General features: G+C 73.2%; 13 protein-coding genes and 1 pseudogene. 8 read left to right on the forward strand and 6 right to left on the reverse strand.

Going from position 1 to position 16,116, the window contains the following annotated elements:
* Positions 1–87 precede the first annotated feature (87 nt).
* Together ABZX96_RS33225 and ABZX96_RS33230 are read left to right on the forward strand one after the other, a co-directional pair.
* The gene (locus tag ABZX96_RS33225; RefSeq protein WP_355551739.1) at positions 88–615 is read left to right on the forward strand and encodes a Uma2 family endonuclease; all 528 of its coding nucleotides are present in this window, start codon (positions 88–90) and stop codon (positions 613–615) included.
* Positions 616–718: 103 nt separating this feature from the next.
* A complete protein-coding gene (locus tag ABZX96_RS33230) occupies positions 719–1,312 on the forward strand; it encodes a Uma2 family endonuclease (RefSeq protein WP_355551654.1) in 594 nt (197 codons plus the stop codon).
* Between the two features lie 68 nt (positions 1,313–1,380).
* On the opposite strand, the gene ABZX96_RS33235 is transcribed toward ABZX96_RS33230, so the two are convergent.
* The gene (locus ABZX96_RS33235; protein ID WP_355551657.1) at positions 1,381–2,247 is read right to left on the reverse strand and encodes a lysozyme; all 867 of its coding nucleotides are present in this window, start codon (positions 2,245–2,247) and stop codon (positions 1,381–1,383) included.
* 393 nt (positions 2,248–2,640) lie between these two features.
* On the opposite strand from ABZX96_RS33235, the gene ABZX96_RS33240 reads away from it, so the two are divergent.
* The gene (locus ABZX96_RS33240; protein ID WP_355551661.1) at positions 2,641–3,177 is read left to right on the forward strand and encodes a MarR family transcriptional regulator; all 537 of its coding nucleotides are present in this window, start codon (positions 2,641–2,643) and stop codon (positions 3,175–3,177) included.
* 57 nt (positions 3,178–3,234) lie between these two features.
* Here the strand turns inward: ABZX96_RS33240 and ABZX96_RS33245 are convergent, their stop codons facing one another.
* Complete coding sequence (locus tag ABZX96_RS33245; protein ID WP_355551664.1) at positions 3,235–4,080, reverse strand: protein phosphatase 2C domain-containing protein; 846 nt, start codon at positions 4,078–4,080, stop codon at positions 3,235–3,237.
* An 840-nt stretch (positions 4,081–4,920) separates the two neighbouring features.
* Between ABZX96_RS33245 and ABZX96_RS33250 the strand changes: the two genes are divergently transcribed.
* The 5 genes from ABZX96_RS33250 (at position 4,921) to ABZX96_RS33270 (ending at position 11,162) form a co-directional block, all read left to right on the forward strand.
* Positions 4,921–7,986 (forward strand): nitrate- and nitrite sensing domain-containing protein, encoded by a 3,066-nt coding sequence (locus ABZX96_RS33250; RefSeq protein WP_355551667.1) that lies wholly within the window; start codon positions 4,921–4,923, stop codon positions 7,984–7,986.
* An 80-nt stretch (positions 7,987–8,066) separates the two neighbouring features.
* Entirely contained in the window at positions 8,067–8,561 is a 495-nt protein-coding gene (locus ABZX96_RS33255; protein WP_355551670.1) for a roadblock/LC7 domain-containing protein, read from the forward strand.
* Between the two features lie 80 nt (positions 8,562–8,641).
* Complete coding sequence (locus ABZX96_RS33260) at positions 8,642–9,025, forward strand: DUF742 domain-containing protein (protein WP_355551741.1); 384 nt, start codon at positions 8,642–8,644, stop codon at positions 9,023–9,025.
* Positions 9,026–9,170: 145 nt separating this feature from the next.
* A complete protein-coding gene (locus ABZX96_RS33265; protein ID WP_355551743.1) occupies positions 9,171–9,773 on the forward strand; it encodes an ATP/GTP-binding protein in 603 nt (200 codons plus the stop codon).
* Between the two features lie 156 nt (positions 9,774–9,929).
* Complete coding sequence (locus ABZX96_RS33270) at positions 9,930–11,162, forward strand: styrene monooxygenase/indole monooxygenase family protein (RefSeq protein WP_355551673.1); 1,233 nt, start codon at positions 9,930–9,932, stop codon at positions 11,160–11,162.
* Positions 11,163–11,204: 42 nt separating this feature from the next.
* On the opposite strand, the gene ABZX96_RS33275 is transcribed toward ABZX96_RS33270, so the two are convergent.
* The 4 genes and pseudogenes from ABZX96_RS33275 to ABZX96_RS33290 all read right to left on the reverse strand — a co-directional run bounded on the left by ABZX96_RS33275 (position 11,205) and on the right by ABZX96_RS33290 (position 16,102).
* Positions 11,205–12,599, reverse strand: coding sequence for an NlpC/P60 family protein (locus ABZX96_RS33275; RefSeq protein WP_355551676.1), 1,395 nt, complete (start codon positions 12,597–12,599; stop codon positions 11,205–11,207).
* Between the two features lie 613 nt (positions 12,600–13,212).
* Positions 13,213–14,286: pseudogene (locus ABZX96_RS33280) on the reverse strand (chitinase); the annotation flags it as partial.
* Positions 14,287–14,809: 523 nt separating this feature from the next.
* The gene (locus ABZX96_RS33285; protein ID WP_355551679.1) at positions 14,810–15,076 is read right to left on the reverse strand and encodes a hypothetical protein; all 267 of its coding nucleotides are present in this window, start codon (positions 15,074–15,076) and stop codon (positions 14,810–14,812) included.
* A 285-nt stretch (positions 15,077–15,361) separates the two neighbouring features.
* Positions 15,362–16,102, reverse strand: coding sequence for a TetR/AcrR family transcriptional regulator (locus ABZX96_RS33290; protein ID WP_355551682.1), 741 nt, complete (start codon positions 16,100–16,102; stop codon positions 15,362–15,364).
* Positions 16,103–16,116: the final 14 nt, after the last annotated feature.

Here is a 16,116-nt window from a genome sequence, read left to right on the forward strand (position 1 = left end):
CGCATCGTTGTTCCCCCCGACCGTCCGCGATGTCGCGGCGATGGGGAGGAGCGCGGAGTGCGTGACGACGGGGTGCTCAGTCTGGACATGATGTTCGACTGGCTGGAACGGATGCCCGTTCCCGAGGGCTACAAGACGGAGATCGTGGAGGGGGCCGTCCATTTCTGGCCGCAGCGCGACGTCCATTGGCACATCACCATCGAGATGGCCGTCCAACTGGGGGCTCGACACACGAGGAAGCGGGTGAAGTCGGATGTCCGCGTCGATTACCCGGGCCATTTGAACGGATTCGCGTCCGACGTCACGCTGGTCAAGGCTGGTGCGGTGATGGACGAACGCGGGCTGTGGCGCTGCGCCGATGTGGAATTCGTCGCCGAAGTGGTCAGCGAGGAAACGACCGCGAACGATTACGGGCCGAAGAGGGACGCCTATGCGCTGGCGGGTGTCCCTGTCTACCTCATCGTCGACCCATACACCGGGCAGTGCCACCTCTTCACGGAGCCCCGGAACGGCACCTACCGGGCCAACCCGGCAATCAAATTCGGGGACCCGGTCGATCTCACGGACACAGCGGTCGGGCTGACGTTGGTGACGGAGGAGTTTCCCCGGGAGTGAGCGCGGTGCCTGGGCTCTGGTCTCGGGCGTGTTTCGAACGCCGTACGTATCGTTGTACCGCGCGACTGCCCGCGACACAGCGGCAGCGGGGCGGAGCGGCACGGTGACCATCGCAATGATCGATAGGACCGAGATGGCCGACAGCGAGCACGACTTGGACGAGATGTTCGAGCTGCTGGAGCGGATGTCTGTCCCCGAGGGCTACAGGGTCGAGATTGTCGAGGGGGTCATCCTTATGTCGCCGCAGAGGGAAACCCGCTGGAACATCATCTTGAAGATCATCCTGCAAATTCAGGCGAAACACACCGATGAGCGAGTGCTTTCCGACTACCGCATCGATTACCCGGGCAACCTGAACGGCTTCGCATCGGACGTCACGCTCCTCAAGGCGGGCGCGAGCAGGAACGCCCAGGATCGCTGGGAGTGTACGGACGTCGAATTCGTCGCTGAGGTGATCTCCAAGGGCACTGCCGCGAACGATTACGGTCCGAAGAAGGCCGCGTACGCGGCGGCCGGTGTCCCCGTGTATCTGATCGTGGATCCGTACGTCGGCCGGTGCCGCGTGTACACGCTCCCCAAGGAGGGGGAGTACGCCAGCGATCTGGCAGTCACCTTCGGTACGCCGGTCGATCTGACCGATACCCCGCTCGGGATGGTCCTGGCGACCGACGGGTTTCCGAGGGAGACGCGGGGCTGAGAGTTTGGCCGTGCGTACGGGCCCCGGGGCGGACCAGCCGCCCTGGGGCCCGTTGCCGTGCGGGGCCGTCACCCGTTGGCGAGGGCCTGCAGGCGGTCGTAGGCGCCGTTGAAGCGGTTGCGGTCGCCGACGATGGCGCCGGAGGAGGTGTACTGCCAGAAGGTGTGGAAGGGCCAGCCGGCCGGGAGTTCGCCGACCGAGGAGCCGTAGCGGGGGATCCACAGGGGGTTGGTGGAGCCGAAACCGGCGTAGTTGCCGGTGCACTGCTTCCACCAGTTGGTGGAGGTGTAGATGACGGCGTCCCGGCCGGTGCGGGCCTTGTAGGTGGCGAACCAGTCCTTCATCCAGTTCACCAGGCCGGTGGCGCTCAGGCCGTAGCAGGTCGAGCCGTACGGGTTGTACTCCATGTCCAGCGCGCCGGGGAGCGTACGGCCGTCGGGGGACCAGCCGCCGCCGTTGTCGACGAAGTAGTTGGCCTGGGCGGCGCCGCTGGAGGTGTTGGGCAGCGCGAAGTGGTAGGCGCCGCGGATCATGCCGACGTTGTACGAGCCGTTGTACTGCTGCGCGAAGTAGGGGTTGCGGTAGCTGGTGGACTCGGTGGCCTTGACGTAGGCGAAACGCACGCCGCCGTCCCACAGGGTCTGCCAGGGAACGTTCCCGTTGTGGCTGCTGACGTCGACGCCTTCGACGGAGGCGGCCCGGGAGGGCGGTGGCGCCTCGCCGGGGGCGTCGCCCTCGTGCCGGATGACCTGGGAGCCGGCCCAGTCCTGGCCGGGGTGGGTGGGCTCGGGCGCCCTGCCGCGGGTGGCGGCCTCGGCGGTGCCGGGCAGCGCCAGGACGAGGGCGAGGAGGGTGAGGAGGGTGAGGAGCACCCCGGCCGGGCCGGTGCGGGGGCGTGCGATCGGGTGGAACGGGCCGGATCTGTGCACGGGCATGCGTGCCTCCGAAGATCTCGGTGAGTGACGACCTGGGGGGAAGCGCGGTGCGTGGGTGTGCCGGCACCGTCACGGGCCGCGTCGCACGGAAACGGGGGGTGGCGGTCGCTCCGTGAGGATGACGGGGCCCGGTGGGCCGGAGGCGGCTGCGTTGCGTTTGTCCTGATGTGAGCGGTGTATGCCGCTACCGGTCCGCCGTTTTTGGTGTGACCATGCCATGAATGACAGTACGTGCGGAGGCCGGGACGGCAAGGGGGTCGTCGGGGCTGTCGTTGGTCTAATCCTGCGAAATACTGGGCGAGCTGCGGATTCGTCCGCTACTGAAGGAAATTTTCACGTTCCGGAAAGCAGAGCCGGAAAGCGGAACCGGAAAACGCGGGAAAGGGCGCTGACGTGCACGACAGCGGAGCCGACGACAACCAGGTGACGGACGAGGCCGGTGGGGTGGACCGCGTTTTCCTGGCGCTGGAACGGGAGTTGGCGGTCTTCCTGCGGCGCGCCCGCGCGTCGTCGGGCGAGCTGGCCCGCGAGGTGCACCCCGACCTGGAGTCGGCGGCGTACGGGCTGCTGGTGCGCCTCGGGGACGTGGGGCAGCAGCGGGCCACCGAACTGGCCGGCTACTTCGGCGTCGGCAAGGCGACCATGAGCCGCCAGCTACGGGCGCTGGAGGACCTGGGACTGATCTCCCGCGAGCCGGACCCGGCGGACGGCCGGGCCGTCCTCGTCCGCCTCACGGACGAGGGGCAGGCCCGCTTCACCCGCGTCCGGAACGGCCGTCGCGCCCGGTACGCCCGGCGGCTCGCCTCCTGGGACCGCGGCGAGGTCGCCGAACTCGCCCGGCTGCTGCACCGGTTGAACGAGGAGCAGGAGGCGGACGCGCGGAGCGCGGCGCCGTGCGGGGAGTGCCGCGGCACGGCGCGGGAGGAGTAGCGGGGGCACGGGCCAGTGGGGCGCGCCCCCGCCGACGGGCCCGGTCGCCCGTTTGCCTCACGGCTCGACGAACACCACCGTGGCGTCGTCGTGCCGCTTGCCGCGCGGATGCGTCAGCCCCTCGGGGTCCGCGGTTTCGGCCGCGCGGACGTGGGCGATGAGGGCCTGCGGGCCCTGTTTGGCGACCAGTGCCAGGCAGTCGGCCCAGGAACCCTCGCGGAAGGTCTCGACCCAGCGGGTGGCGCCGTCGGTCAGCGCGGCCAGCGCACGGACGTCTTCGCGCGGCAGCGTGCCGGTGACGGCGCGGGCGGCCACCGACGGGTCGGCGGCGGCGGTGTGGAAGCCGCCCTCGACATTGCGCAGCGCCTCCACCGCGGCGCCGTACTCGCGGGCCGCGGCGGCGCGTTCGGCGGAGCCGCGCGGCAGCGAGCGGACGGCCGCCCGCAGGGCGCGGACCTCGGGCGTCAGCACGTCCAGCCGGGTGTCCAGGACAGGCGTGACGGACCCGTCGGCGCGCTCGACGAGCAGGGCGGAGTCGGACAGGACGAGGTACTCGACGGTCTCCGCGGACCAGCGCGCGGCCACGACGGTTGCCTGAGGCGTGCGGACATGAGAAAGGTCACAGGTGGCGCGGTGGGCGTCGGCCGTGCGGGAAACGGCCGAGGACAGCGCCTCAATGAGCGTCAGGTCGCGGTGTGAAGCGGACAGTTCGAGCAGCGCGCCGCCGAGCCGTGTGGTGAACCACGGCACTCCGTGGGTGCAGCCGACCTCCCCTTCGGGCGGTGTCACGCCGTCCAGAACCACCAGGACACCGCCCTGGCCGGAGGCCGGTGCGGTGACGGACGCGTAGTCCTCGTTCGGGCGTTGGGGATTTCCGGGCTCGGTGGCCAGTTCGACGCGCATGGGGATCAGTCTGCCCGAGGGGACCGGATCCGGCCTGGGGGCCCGCGCCGTCTCGCGCGGTGCTCGTATCGGCAGGTCAGCGGCGTGTGGCGGGCCGGGAACGGGCGCGCCGGGACGTGCGGGCGGGCATCCTGCCAGGGGCGGGGACGGTTCGCCAAACCTGGTGGAGAGTTGCGAAGGGTTGCGTCCGCGAGCGGTCGGTAGCGGAAGTTGATGGTCAACTTCCATTTGATGTTCACTCATTCGAGTGGCCGGGTACGCGTTGCCGGGCCGCTGCGCGAGGCCGGTGGAAGGGTCGTGGCCCGGATCATGGGGGCGGGGTCAGGACGCTCGTCGCGGCACGGGAACCGGACCGTTGCACGGGAACCGGGGACCGGACCGTTGCACGGGAGCTGGACCGTTCCCCTCGCGTACGGATGAGGCGCACCAGAAAGACGAGACGCACGACGATGAACGAGACGCGCGGGTCGCGGGACGTGAGCGGACCGCAGGCCGGGTGGGGACCGCAGGGCGGGCGGGGGCCGCGAGAGGTGTCCGGGACGGAAGGGGCGCCCGCGTTCCGGGGCACGGTGAGCCGCCGGCGGCGCCTGGCGCGTGCGACGGACGAGCGGATGCGCGGCGCCTAGCGGCGGCGCCCGCCGTGGGCCGCGCGCCGTGCGGACGGCGTGCCGGTGAGCCGGGTGCGGCGCGGCGGCGTGCGGTACCGGCGCCGAGGATGCCCGCCGGTGCCCGTCGCGTACGCACCCGCGTACGTGGGGGCGTAGGTGTCCCCGCACGGGGCCGCGGACCGGGAGCGCGAGCCACAGGGAGTGGGCGGGCGAGACAGGAATGCGAGCAGCGGTGCGGAAGAAGCGGCTTCGGGACGGCGCGGACCGGCCGGGACCTCCGGTCGGCCCGGCCGCGGGCGACGGCGACCGCCACGGCGCAGGAGGCGGTGACGACGCGGGCCCCGGCCGGGAGGGCGGAGGCCCCGGCCCCGGCCGGGACGGTGGCGCCGGTGCCCGGCGGCGTCCGGCGCGGGTGCGCGACCGGCTCGTGGTGGCCGTGGCGGTGGTCGCCGTCGCCGTTCTGGGAGCCGGAACCCCCGCCGTCGTCTCCGCCGTCCGCGACGTGCACGACTCCCAGCGGCTCGCCGACCTCGCCGGGCTGAACGCGCGCGCCGTCGCGCTCGCCCACGCCCTGGCCGACGAGCGCGACGCCGTGACACCGTATGTCGCCGGGGGCCGCGAGGACCGCGGCACGGTCCCCGGCGCGCTGCGCACCGGCGTGGACCGGCGGATCGCCGAACTGCACGCCGAGGCCCGCGACGCCTTCGGCACGGACCCCGCGTACGCGGACGCCGTCAAGCTCCTGGCCGAACTCCCCGCCACCCGCCGCGCGGCGCTGTCGGGCACCGGCCCGGCCACCGACACCTTCGCCGCGTACGGGCACGCGATCGCGGCGCTGCACGGCATCGGCCGCGACCTCGCGAGCGGGGTCCCCGCCCGCGCGCCGGGCTCCGGCGCCGACATCCGGGCGCTGCCCGCGCTCGGCCGCGCCACCGACCAGGCGTCCGCCACCCGCGGGCTGCTCCTCGCGGCCCGGGCCGCGGCCGTGCGGCGGCCCGCCGGTACGGACGCCCCCGCCGGTGAGGACTCGGCGGACGGGCTGACCGCCGCCGCGCGGGAGGCGCGCCTGCGGGAGCGGGGCGCCCTGGCGGACTTCACCGAAACGGCGAGCGCCGCGGGCCGGGAAAACTACGCCCGCACGGTCACCGGCACGGAGGCCACCGCGGCCGAACGCGCGCTGTCCCGCCTCACCGACGGCCCGGGCCCGGACGCCGTGGGGACCACGGACGGCGCGGGTCGGGGGGACGAGGGTCCGGCGGTCGACGCGGGCCGGGCATCGGACGAGGGGCCCGCCGTCGACGCGGGCCGGGTGGCGGACGAGCTGGCCGCCCGGGTGGGGCTGATGCGTGGCGCGGAGGCCGCCTTGGCGACCGCCGGTACGGAGCGTCTGTCCGCGCTGCGGGACGAGGACGTGGCGGCGCTGGAGATGCGGATCGGGCTGGTCGGCCTGTGCCTGGTGTTGGCCATCGGCGTCGGAGTCTCCGTCGCGCGCTCCATGACGAGGCCGCTGGCCGCCCTCCGGCTGGGCGCGCAGCGCCTGGCGGCCGACCCGGAACACGCCGAACCGCTCGCCTTCAAGGGGCGCGACGACGAGTTCGCCGCCGCCGTGCGGTCCGTCAACGCGCTGCACGCCCGGATCGGCGAGCTGGCGCGCCGGGTCACGGAACGGGAGGACGAGCGCGCCCGTCTCCTCGACGGGCGGCGGCGCCTGGCCACCGAGAGGGAGGCGCTCCGGGAGGAGCGCGACGCGCTGCGGGCCGAGGTGGCGGAGCTGACCGAACGGGTCGCGGAGGCGCGGTCCAGTGCCCGGGAGCGCTTCGTCCAGCTCGCGCTGCGGACCCTGGGGCTGGTGGAGCGGCAGCTCAACGTCATCGAGGCCCTGGAGGCGCGGGAGCAGGACCCCGAGCGCCTGGACACCCTGTTCACGCTCGACCACCTCGCCGCGCGGATGCGCCGGAACACGGAGAACCTTCTCGTTCTGGCGGGGGCCGAGACCGGTCCGGCGCACACCGGCCCGGTCCCGTTGCTGGACGTGCTGCGCGCCGCCGTCAGCGAGATCGAGCACTACGAGCGGGTGCACATCCCGTCGTTGCCGCCGCATGTGCGGGTCGCCGGGTTCGCCGCGGACGACGTCAGCCACCTGGTGGCCGAACTGCTGGAGAACGCCACGGCGTTCTCGCCGCCGGAGGCCCGTGTGGAGCTCACCGGGTGGCTGATGGAGAACGGCGCGCTGACGCTCTCTGTCCGGGACGAGGGCGTCGGCATGACCGCCGGGCGGCTGGAGGAGATCAACGCGCGGTTGGACGCCGGGGCGTTGGGGGAGGCATCGGCTGATGATTCTTCCGTCGTCGCTTCTGAACTGCCCGGTGCGTTCGCGGACGTTGGTGAGGGGATGGGGCTCGGGCTGCACATGGTCGTGCGGCTCGCGGCTCGGCACGGTGTACGGGTCCGGTTGCGGGGTCAGGAGCAGGGCGGGGTGACGGCCGTGGTGCTGCTGCCCAACACCCTGCTGTCCGCCGGCGGCCCGGAGGCGCCGACCGGGCGGCATGCGGCGCCGGGGGCGGGCGTGGGCGCGGGCTCGCCGAGCCTGCCGGGGTCGGTGGCCGAGGCGAACTCCAATGCGCTTCAGGCCCGGGTGCCGCGGCCGGAGGGGGCGGCGGTTGGTGATACCGCGTCGGCGCCGACCGCTGCCGCGCCGTCCGCTGTCGTGCGATCTGCTGCCGCTCCGTCCGCTGTCGTGCGGTCGGCTTCGTCGGGAGCCGACGCTGTGTCCGGAGCCGATGATGTGTCGGCAGTCCAGGTTTCGTCCGGGGCCGATGTCGCGTCGGGAGTCCGGGCTTCGTCCGGAGCTGACCCTGCGCCCGGGGCCCAGGGCTCGTCCGGAGCCGATGCGGTGTCGGGAGTGCACGCTTCGTCCGAAGCCTCCGTGTCGTACGAAGCAGCGGCCCAAGACAGGCCGGAGGGGGCCCCGGCACCCCCGGAGAGCCCGGCCCCCGCCCCCCAAAAACCCGTCGCCCACCCCGCCCCCGCCGCTGAAGGGCCGCGTCTCACCGGAGCCGGTTTGCCGAAGCGGGTGCCCAAGGTCGTGGCGCGGCGGCCACCGGCCATGCCGCGTCGGGGCGGGGTGGACGCCGAGGCGTTGCGGCGCAAGCTCGGCGGGTTCCAGCGGGGGGCCCGGGAGGGGCGGCGCGATGTCGAGGCGGAGCTGGCGGGGCGTACCGCGCCCGCCCCACGGACGGAGACCGGCGGAGCGGCGGCTCCCGGAGAGAGCCACGTTGTCGAGGAGGCACGCGAGTGAACGCCCAAGCGCCCACTGCTGACGGATTGCACGGGTTGAACGGATCACACGGATCGCACGGAACGCATGGATTGCACGCGTTGAACGGGTTGGACGAGTTGCACGGGTTGAACGGGCTGAGCAGTCAGGCGCGGAATCTGCATTGGCTGCTGACCGAGCTGGTCGACGAGGTGCCCGGCATCCGTTCGGTGGCCGTCGTCTCCTCCGACGGCCTGCTGTTGCTGTCCTCCGATCCCGGGCGGGCGGAGGAGGAGGCCCGGCGCGAACGGCCGGCGGGCCCCAGAGGTTCGAGCGCGGACCTGGCCACGATCGTGTCCGGGCTGGGGAGCCTGACCGGCGGAGCGGCGCGGCTAATGGACGGCGGCGTGGTCAAACAGACGATGGTCGCGATGGACGAGGGCAGCCTCTTCGTCATGTCGGTCAGCGATGGTTCGCTGCTGGGCGTCCACGCGGCTCCCGACTGCGACATGAGTGTGGTCGCGTACCACATGGCGCTCTTCGTCGGCCGGGCCGGGCACGTCCTGACCCCGGAGATCCGGGGCGAGTTGCGCCGTTCGCTGGAGAGCGGCCGGTGAGCGGCGCCCACCGCCGTCCGGAGCGGGGCGCGCACGGGCGGCACGGGCGGCACGGGCGGCCGGGGGGCGCCGGTCCGGGGCTGCCGGTGCGCGGTGCGGACCGCAGGCCCGCGCGGGTGCGGCCATACGCGCTCACGGGCGGGCGGACCCGCTTCGGCCACGTCCTGCTCGTGGAGACGTTCGTGGCGGCGCTGGACGCCCCCGGGGAGCGGCCCGAGCTGACCTCCGGCGGCTGGAGCGAGCGGGTGATGCCGGAGATGCGGGCGATCGTGGAACTGTGCCGCCGGATGCGTTCGGTCGCGGAGGTCTCCGCGCTGCTGAGGATGCCGCTGGGCGTGGTCCGCGTACTGCTCAGCGATCTCGCCGACCAGGGAAGGATTCGCGTCTACGGCACCGGTCACGGCACCGGACGGCCGGACCGCGCGCTGCTGGAAAGGGTGCTGGGTGGACTCCGCAGACTCTGACATGACGACGACGGCCACGACGAGGCCCGTGACGGCGGCCACAACGACGGCCGCGACGGCGGCCGGTGTGGGCACGTCCTCCGCGACCGCGACGGCGGGCGCCACGGCCACCGACCCCACCGGCTTCACCGCGCCCTGGGCGGCGGTGTTCGCCGAGGAGGAGGCGGCCGGGCTGCGGGGCTGGCAGACGGACCGCAGCCGGGCGCCCGTCGCGACGAAGATCGTCGTGGCGGGCGGGTTCGGCGTCGGCAAGACCACGTTCGTCGGGTCCGTCTCCGAGATCACGCCGCTGCGGACCGAGGCGCTGATGACGCAGGCCGGCGCGGGCATCGACGACCTGACCGCCACCCCGGGCAAGACCACGACCACCGTCGCCATGGACTTCGGGCGCATCACGCTCGACGACGACCTGGTGCTGTACCTGTTCGGCACGCCGGGGCAGCAGCGCTTCTGGTTCATGTGGGACGACCTGGTGCGCGGCGCGATCGGTGCCGTGGTGATGACCGACACCCGGCGCCTTGAGGACTGCTTCCCGGCGCTGGACTATTTCGAGAGCTGCGGCCTTCCCTACATCGTCGCGGTCAACCACTTCGAGGGAACCGCCGAGTACGCCGCAAAGGACGTGCGCGAGGCGCTGACGGTGCCCCCGCACGTGCCCGTCGTGATCATGGACGCGCGGGTGCGGGCGACCGTCGTCGAGTCGCTGCTCGCCCTCGTCGCACACGCGCTCGACGCCGCGCCGGAGTAGGTCCCCGCTCCGGATTCGGCTCCCCGAGGACCGCCGCGCCGACAGACGTCCTCCCGGTCCGCCCACCACGGGCCGACAGACGTCCTCCCGGCCCGCCCACCACGGGCCGGGAGCGACCCGTACGCCCCCGCCCCCTCTTGGGAAGTGAGCACCACCATGCGTCGAATACTCATCGTCGGGGCCGGTCAGTCCGGTCTGCAGCTCGCCCTGGGGCTCCAGGCCCAGAGGTACGAGGTGACCCTCATGTCCCACCGCACCGCCGACGAGATCCGCTGCGGCCGGGTCATGTCGACGCAGTGCATGTTCCACACCGCCCTCCAGCACGAGCGTGACCTACGGATCAACTTCTGGGAGAGCCAGGCCCCGCGCATCGGGGGCCTGGGCGTCTCGGTCGCGGCCCCGGACGGGTCGCGGGCCGTCGACTGGCTCGGCACGCTGGACGGTTACGCGCAGTCCGTCGACCAGCGGCTGAAGATGGCTGGCTGGATGGAGACCTTCGCGCAGCGCGGCGGTCAGCTCGTCATCCACGGCGCGGCCGTCTCCGACCTGGACTTCTTCGCGACCCGTTACGACCTGACGCTGATCGCGGCGGGCAAGGGCGAGCTGGTGTCGATCTTCGCCCGCGACCGGGCCCGTTCGCCGTACGACGTGCCGCAGCGCGCGCTCGCCGTCGCGTACGTCCACGGGCTGGGCCCGCGCCCGGAGCACCCGGACACGGAGGCGGTGCGTTGCAACCTCGTACCGGGTGTCGGCGAACTGTTCGTCATGCCGACGCTGACCACCTCGGGACGGGCCGACATCCTCTTCTGGGAGGGGGTGCCGGGCGGCCCGCTGGACGTGTTCGCCGGCATCAAGGACCCGGGCGAGCACCTGGCCACCACCCTGGAGCTGATGGAGCGCTTCACCCCGTGGGAGTACGCGCGGGCCACCCGGGTCGAGCTGACGGACGCGAACGGCACCCTGGCCGGGCGGTACGCGCCCGTCGTGCGCGAACCCGTCGCGCGGATGCCCTCGGGCGGGCTGGTGCTGGGCGTCGCGGACGTGGTCGTCGCCAACGACCCGATCACCGGGCAGGGCTCCAACTCGGCGTCCAAATGCGCCGCTTCGTACCTCGCCGCCATCGTCGAGCACGGCGACCGGCCCTTCGACGAGGCGTGGATGCGCGCCACCTTCGCCCGTTACTGGGACACCGCCCGGCACGTCACCAAGTGGACCAACGCGATGCTGGCCCCGCCGCCGGAGCACGTCCTGAAGCTGATCGGCGCGGCCGGGCAGGTTCGGCCGGTCGCCGATCGGATCGCCAACGGGTTCGATGATCCGGGCGACTTCGAGGAGTTCTTCTATGAGCCGGAGAAGGCGGAGGCGTACCTCGCGTCGCTGGTGGGGTGAGGCCGGGGCCGTCGTCGGAAGTGGCACCGTCGGTCGCCGGCATCAGCCCGGCGCCCCCGCCGTCGCGTACTTCGCCGCGCCGCCGGTGGCGATGTCCGGCAGCCGCCAGGGCTCGGCGGGGCTCGGCGGGCTGTCGGAATCCGATTGACCGTCGGAATCCGGCTGGCTGTCGTGGCTCGGCGGGTCGGCGGCCTCGGGCCCGTCCCCGGACCCGCCTCCGTGCCCGTTCGCGGGGCCGGTGCCTGCCCCGCCCGCGTCCGGCCGCACCGCGCCCAGCAGCGGGTTCGAGGCGATCGGCGAGACCTTGACCCGGGAACCCGGGCGCGGGGCGTGCAGCACCTTCCCGTCCCCGAGGTACAGCCCCACGTGCGTGGCGCCCGGGAAGTAGAGCACCAGGTCACCGGGACGCAGCCGCCGCAGCGACACGTGGGGGAGCCGTCGCCACTGCTCCTGGCTGGTGCGGGGGATCGTCCGCCCGGCGTGCGCCCACGCCTGCGAGGTCAGCCCGGAGCAGTCGAACGAGTCCGGCCCCTCCGCCCCCCACAGGTACGGCTTGCCGAGCTGGGCGAGCCCGTACGCGATCGCCTGGCCGGCGCGCCAGGAAGGCCCTGACCGGTCGTCGCCCAGCAGTCCGGAGGCGAGCAGTCGGCGTTGGGCCCGGACGGTGCCGCGCTGCTCCAGCCGTTGCAACTCGTCGAGCTGCTCCGGAGAGAGGGAGGCGAGGGCCTGCTCGATCTCCTTGAGCTTGCGCTGGGCGGTGTTCCGGCGCGCGGTGCGCCGGTCGGCGAGCTTCTGCTGCTTGCGCAGCGCGGCGCGGGCCGCGTCCGCCAGCCGCCGGGCCCGCTTCTCGTCGGCGATGAGCCGGGTGACGGTGGCGGCCTGGTCGTCGGCCACCTCGCCCAGCAGGTGGTCCTGGTCCAACGCCGACTGCGGATCGTCGGCGAGCAGGAACCGCAGGGCCGGGGAGAACTCCGACGGGCCCGCCCCCTGGTACTGCTGACGGGCCAGCCGCCCGGCGTCCTCCCGGCTGCGGGCGAGCTGCCGCTGAGCCCTCTTCAGGCGGGAGGCCAGGTTCTTGGTCTGCCGCCGATGGGTGCGCAATTCGCCCCGGGCCGCGTTGTACGCCTCGGTGGCCGCCTCCGCCTGCTGGTAGAGGTCCTGCATACGGGCGAGCAGCCGGCTGACGGAGGCGCCGGTGCCGGAGCCGCTCCCGTACGAGGGGCCGTAGCCCGGCGTCGGTTCGGCGCGGGCATCGGGCGCGAGCGCCGTGAGGACGACGGTGCCGGCGAGGACGGCCACACCGGCCGCTCGCAGCAGGCCGTATGAGCGGTATGAGCGGTATGAACGGGGAGTGGGGGGTGGTGCGGGCGGTTCGGCCGTGCCCAGGGCGATGACCTGTGCCTCTGTCTCGGCTGTCTTCTCTGCTCCGGCTGTCACCTTCGCTTCGGCCGTCCGTACGGTGACGGCCGTTCTCTTTGCCTCGTCAGCCCTGCTCGCTTCGTCCGTCCTCAAGGCGAGGGCGAGCAGCACGCGATCGTTCCGTCCCGTCGGGGGCCCTTCCGGCACCCCCGGCCACCACCGTCCTGACACGCGACCACCTCCCGACGCCTCCGACGCGCTGTCCCCGCGTCCGTTCCGAATGCGCCCCGGACCGGCTCCGGGCTCGTTGCGTCCCGGTCCGTCCCGGACCTGTTGCCGACCGGAACGCCGGGTACGCCGCTGCCCCTTGAGCGGGGCGAAGCGCGCGTACCGGCTCCGGCTCGTTCGGATCGTGTCACGGGGATGCCGGGGCCGCCGGGGGAGTGGGCCCTCCGGGGCAGTGTGATCACCCGATCAGCCGCCCGGGGGCGCCCGGTGGTCGCTCGTCAGGGCTCGTCAGCCTCCTGACAGTCGCTCGTCAGCCGCCAGAGGAGTCTGACGAGCGCGGGCAGCCCTGACGCCTGCGGGCAAGGAAGCGCCCGACGCGTGGGGGAGGTAGGGGGCGCGTCGGGCGGGGGGCCAAGCAGAGAGAGGAGGACGAAGCAGGGGGAGGAGCGGGGCGGGGGCGCTCCTAACGGAGGGCCTTCCCAACCGTGGCCGGGCCGTTCCCACCCGCGACCGGGCCGTTCGTCCCGAAGTACGCGTCGAAGTTCTTCTGGAAGGCCCAGCCGCCGTACCGGTCCCAGTTGATCGACCAGGTCATCAGGCCGCGCAGGTCCGGCCAGGTGCCGTGGGTCTGGTAGGGGCCGCCGGTGGGCTTCTTCTTGGTGAGGGCGTCCAGGGTGCGGGTCACCTCGGCGGGGGAGATGTGGCCGTTGCCCGCGTACGGGGCGGCGGGCAGGCCGATGGCGACCTGGGAGGCCTTCAGCGGCGGGAAAACATTGTTCTTGTTGCCCGCGACCGGGAAGCCGGTCAGCAGCATGTCGGTCATGGCGATGGGGAAGTCGGCGTCACCCATGGTGTGGTACTGGTTGTCCAGCCCCATGATCGGTCCGGAGTTGTAGTTCTGGACGTGCAGCAGCGTCAGGTCGTCCCGCAGGGCGTGGATGACCGGTAGGTACGCGCCCGCCCGGGGGTCCTGGCCGCCCCACGGCCCGGAGCCGTAGAACTGGTACCCGAGCTGGACGAAGAACGTCTCCGGGGCCATCGTCAGCGTGAACCCGGGCCCGTACTTGGCCTTGAGGGTCTTCACCGCCGAGATGAGATTGACGATGGCGGGCGTCTTCGGGTTCTTGAAGTCGGTGTCCCCGTTGTCCAGCGCCAGGGAGTGGCCCTCGAAGTCGATGTCCAGTCCGTCCAGGCCGTACCGGTCGATGATCTCGCCGACCGATCGGACGAACGTGTCCCGGGCGGCGGTGGTGGCGAGCCGCACCTGTCCGTTCTGGCCGCCGATGGAGATGAGCACCTTCTTGCCCGCGGCCTGCTTGGCCTTGATGGCGGCCTTGAACTCCGCCTCCGTCTCGACGGTCGGGCACTCGCTCTTCGGGCACAGCGCGAACCGGATGTCGCCGGAGGTGACGGAGGTGGGCTCGCCGAAGGCGAGGTCGATGACGTCCCAGCTGTCGGGGACGTCGGCCAGCCGGGTGTAGCCGGAGCCGTTGGCGAAACTGGCGTGCAGGTAGCCGACGAGGGCGTGCTCGGGGAGCGCCGACGCGGCGGTCCGGCCGCTCCGGGGGGACGGGTCGGGGACGGCGGTGGCCTGGGCGGCGCCGCCCAGGAGGGCGCAGGCGGCGGCAGCGGCGAGGAAGGCCGACCGCGCCCGGTGCCCCGGGAACCAGGCGGGTCTGGAGAAGCGTGAACGGGCTTCTGTCGCCTGGTGGGGCAGGCGGGAGGGACGGAGGCGCATCGGGCATCTCCCAGTCGACGACGGTACGAGGGGGGCGTACGTGTGTGCCGAACGGTGGAGGGGGCCGCCCCTGCGGAGTGGGGCCAACCAGGGAGGCGCGGGGACGGCGCCCTCTGCCCTGGCAGCAAACAGGACTAGACCAGTGCTGTCAATGGTACGGACCAGACTTGCCGAGCTGGGGCGGGACGCTCCGCTTCGGCTGGTGGGAGCGGCTGCGGGAGTGGCCGGTGGGGCGGTCGGCGCCGGGGGTCGGTGGGGCGGTCGGTGCGGCCTCCGGCCGGGTGGGCGGGGCCGCCCGGCTGGAGGGTCCCCGGCCGTGCGCTCAACTCCGCTTGCTCCAGGGCCACTTCGGGCGGCTGTCGCCCGGCTTCGCCTCCGGGTCGTAGGTGTACTTCCAGCCGCGCGGCAGCCCCAGCCGCCCCGTGGGCCCCGGTGTCCGGCGGTAGATGTGCACCGTGGGCGGGCGGCCGTCGTCGTTGGGCACCGGGATCTCGTACGTCTTCGGGGGCTGGCCCGTGGCGCCCAGCAGCACCGGCAGCACCCGGCCGTCCAGCGGTCCGCCGACGAAGGGTGTGTTCTCGCTTCTCACCGCACCAGTCTCACACCGAGGGGGACAGCCGGTGCCGGGCGGGGAGGACGGGGCGCGGCGGACGGGTGGGGGAGGACGGACTGCGGCCGACGGGCGGGGAGGGCGGAGCGCGGCGGACGGATGGGGGAACGGGCACCGCTTACGTGGGACGGGCCCGGGCTTCCTGGGGCCCACGCCCGCCCGTGTCGGGGCCGCGCCCGTTCGTGACGGAACAGGGCCCGCCCGTGACGGAACAGAGCCCGCCCGCGACGGAACAGAGCCCGCCCGTGACGGATCCGGGCTACCTCACAGCAGGTGGGACGCGTCGCCGAGGACCGGGAGGAGGCGCCGGACCAGCTCCGCGACCGGGCCCTCGGCCGTCTCCGTGCGCAGCGCCGCCCGGGTGACCCGGGCGGTCTGCTCGTCCGTGGCCGCCGTCACCGTCAGCAGGGCGACGAAGTGGTCGACCAGCCAGTCGCGCAGCTCGTCCAGCGGTGGCTGCTTGTCCGCGTCGAGCCACATCAGGGACGCGGCCTCGACGGCGGTGATCCACGTCCGGACCGCCATCCGCAGCCGCGGCGCCGGCTCGGGCGCGTCCAGGTGGTGCAGGATCCGGTCGGCGGCCGTGCGCCGCACCTCGTCCACGATCGCGGTGGTCCGGGTGGTCTCCACGACGCTGCCGCCCTGGAGGAGCGCGGCGAAACCCGCGTCGTGCTGGTCCACGAACGCCAGGTAGCGGTCCAGGGCACGGGAGAGCCGCTGGGTGAGCGGGCCGGTCTCCGGTTCGGTGAAGCAGCCTTCCAGGATGTCCGCCGCGCTGCGCAGGGCGGCCTCGTACAACTGCTGCTTGCCGCCCGGGAAGTAGCGGTAGACCAGCGGACGGGAGACCTGCGCGGCGTGCGCGACGTCGTCCAGCGAGACGTCCTCGGGGGCGCGGTGGGCGAACAGGTCCAGTGCGGCGGCGAGCAGTTGGGCGCGGCGCTCCTCGACGCTCAGCCTGCGGTAGGCGGGTCGGGGAACTGCTGGGACGGTGCCGCTGCCGGTCATGACATGCAGCGTAA

The organism is Streptomyces sp. NPDC003077 (assembly GCF_040611095.1).
In the GTDB taxonomy this organism is placed as follows: Bacteria; Actinomycetota; Actinomycetes; order Streptomycetales; family Streptomycetaceae; genus Streptomyces.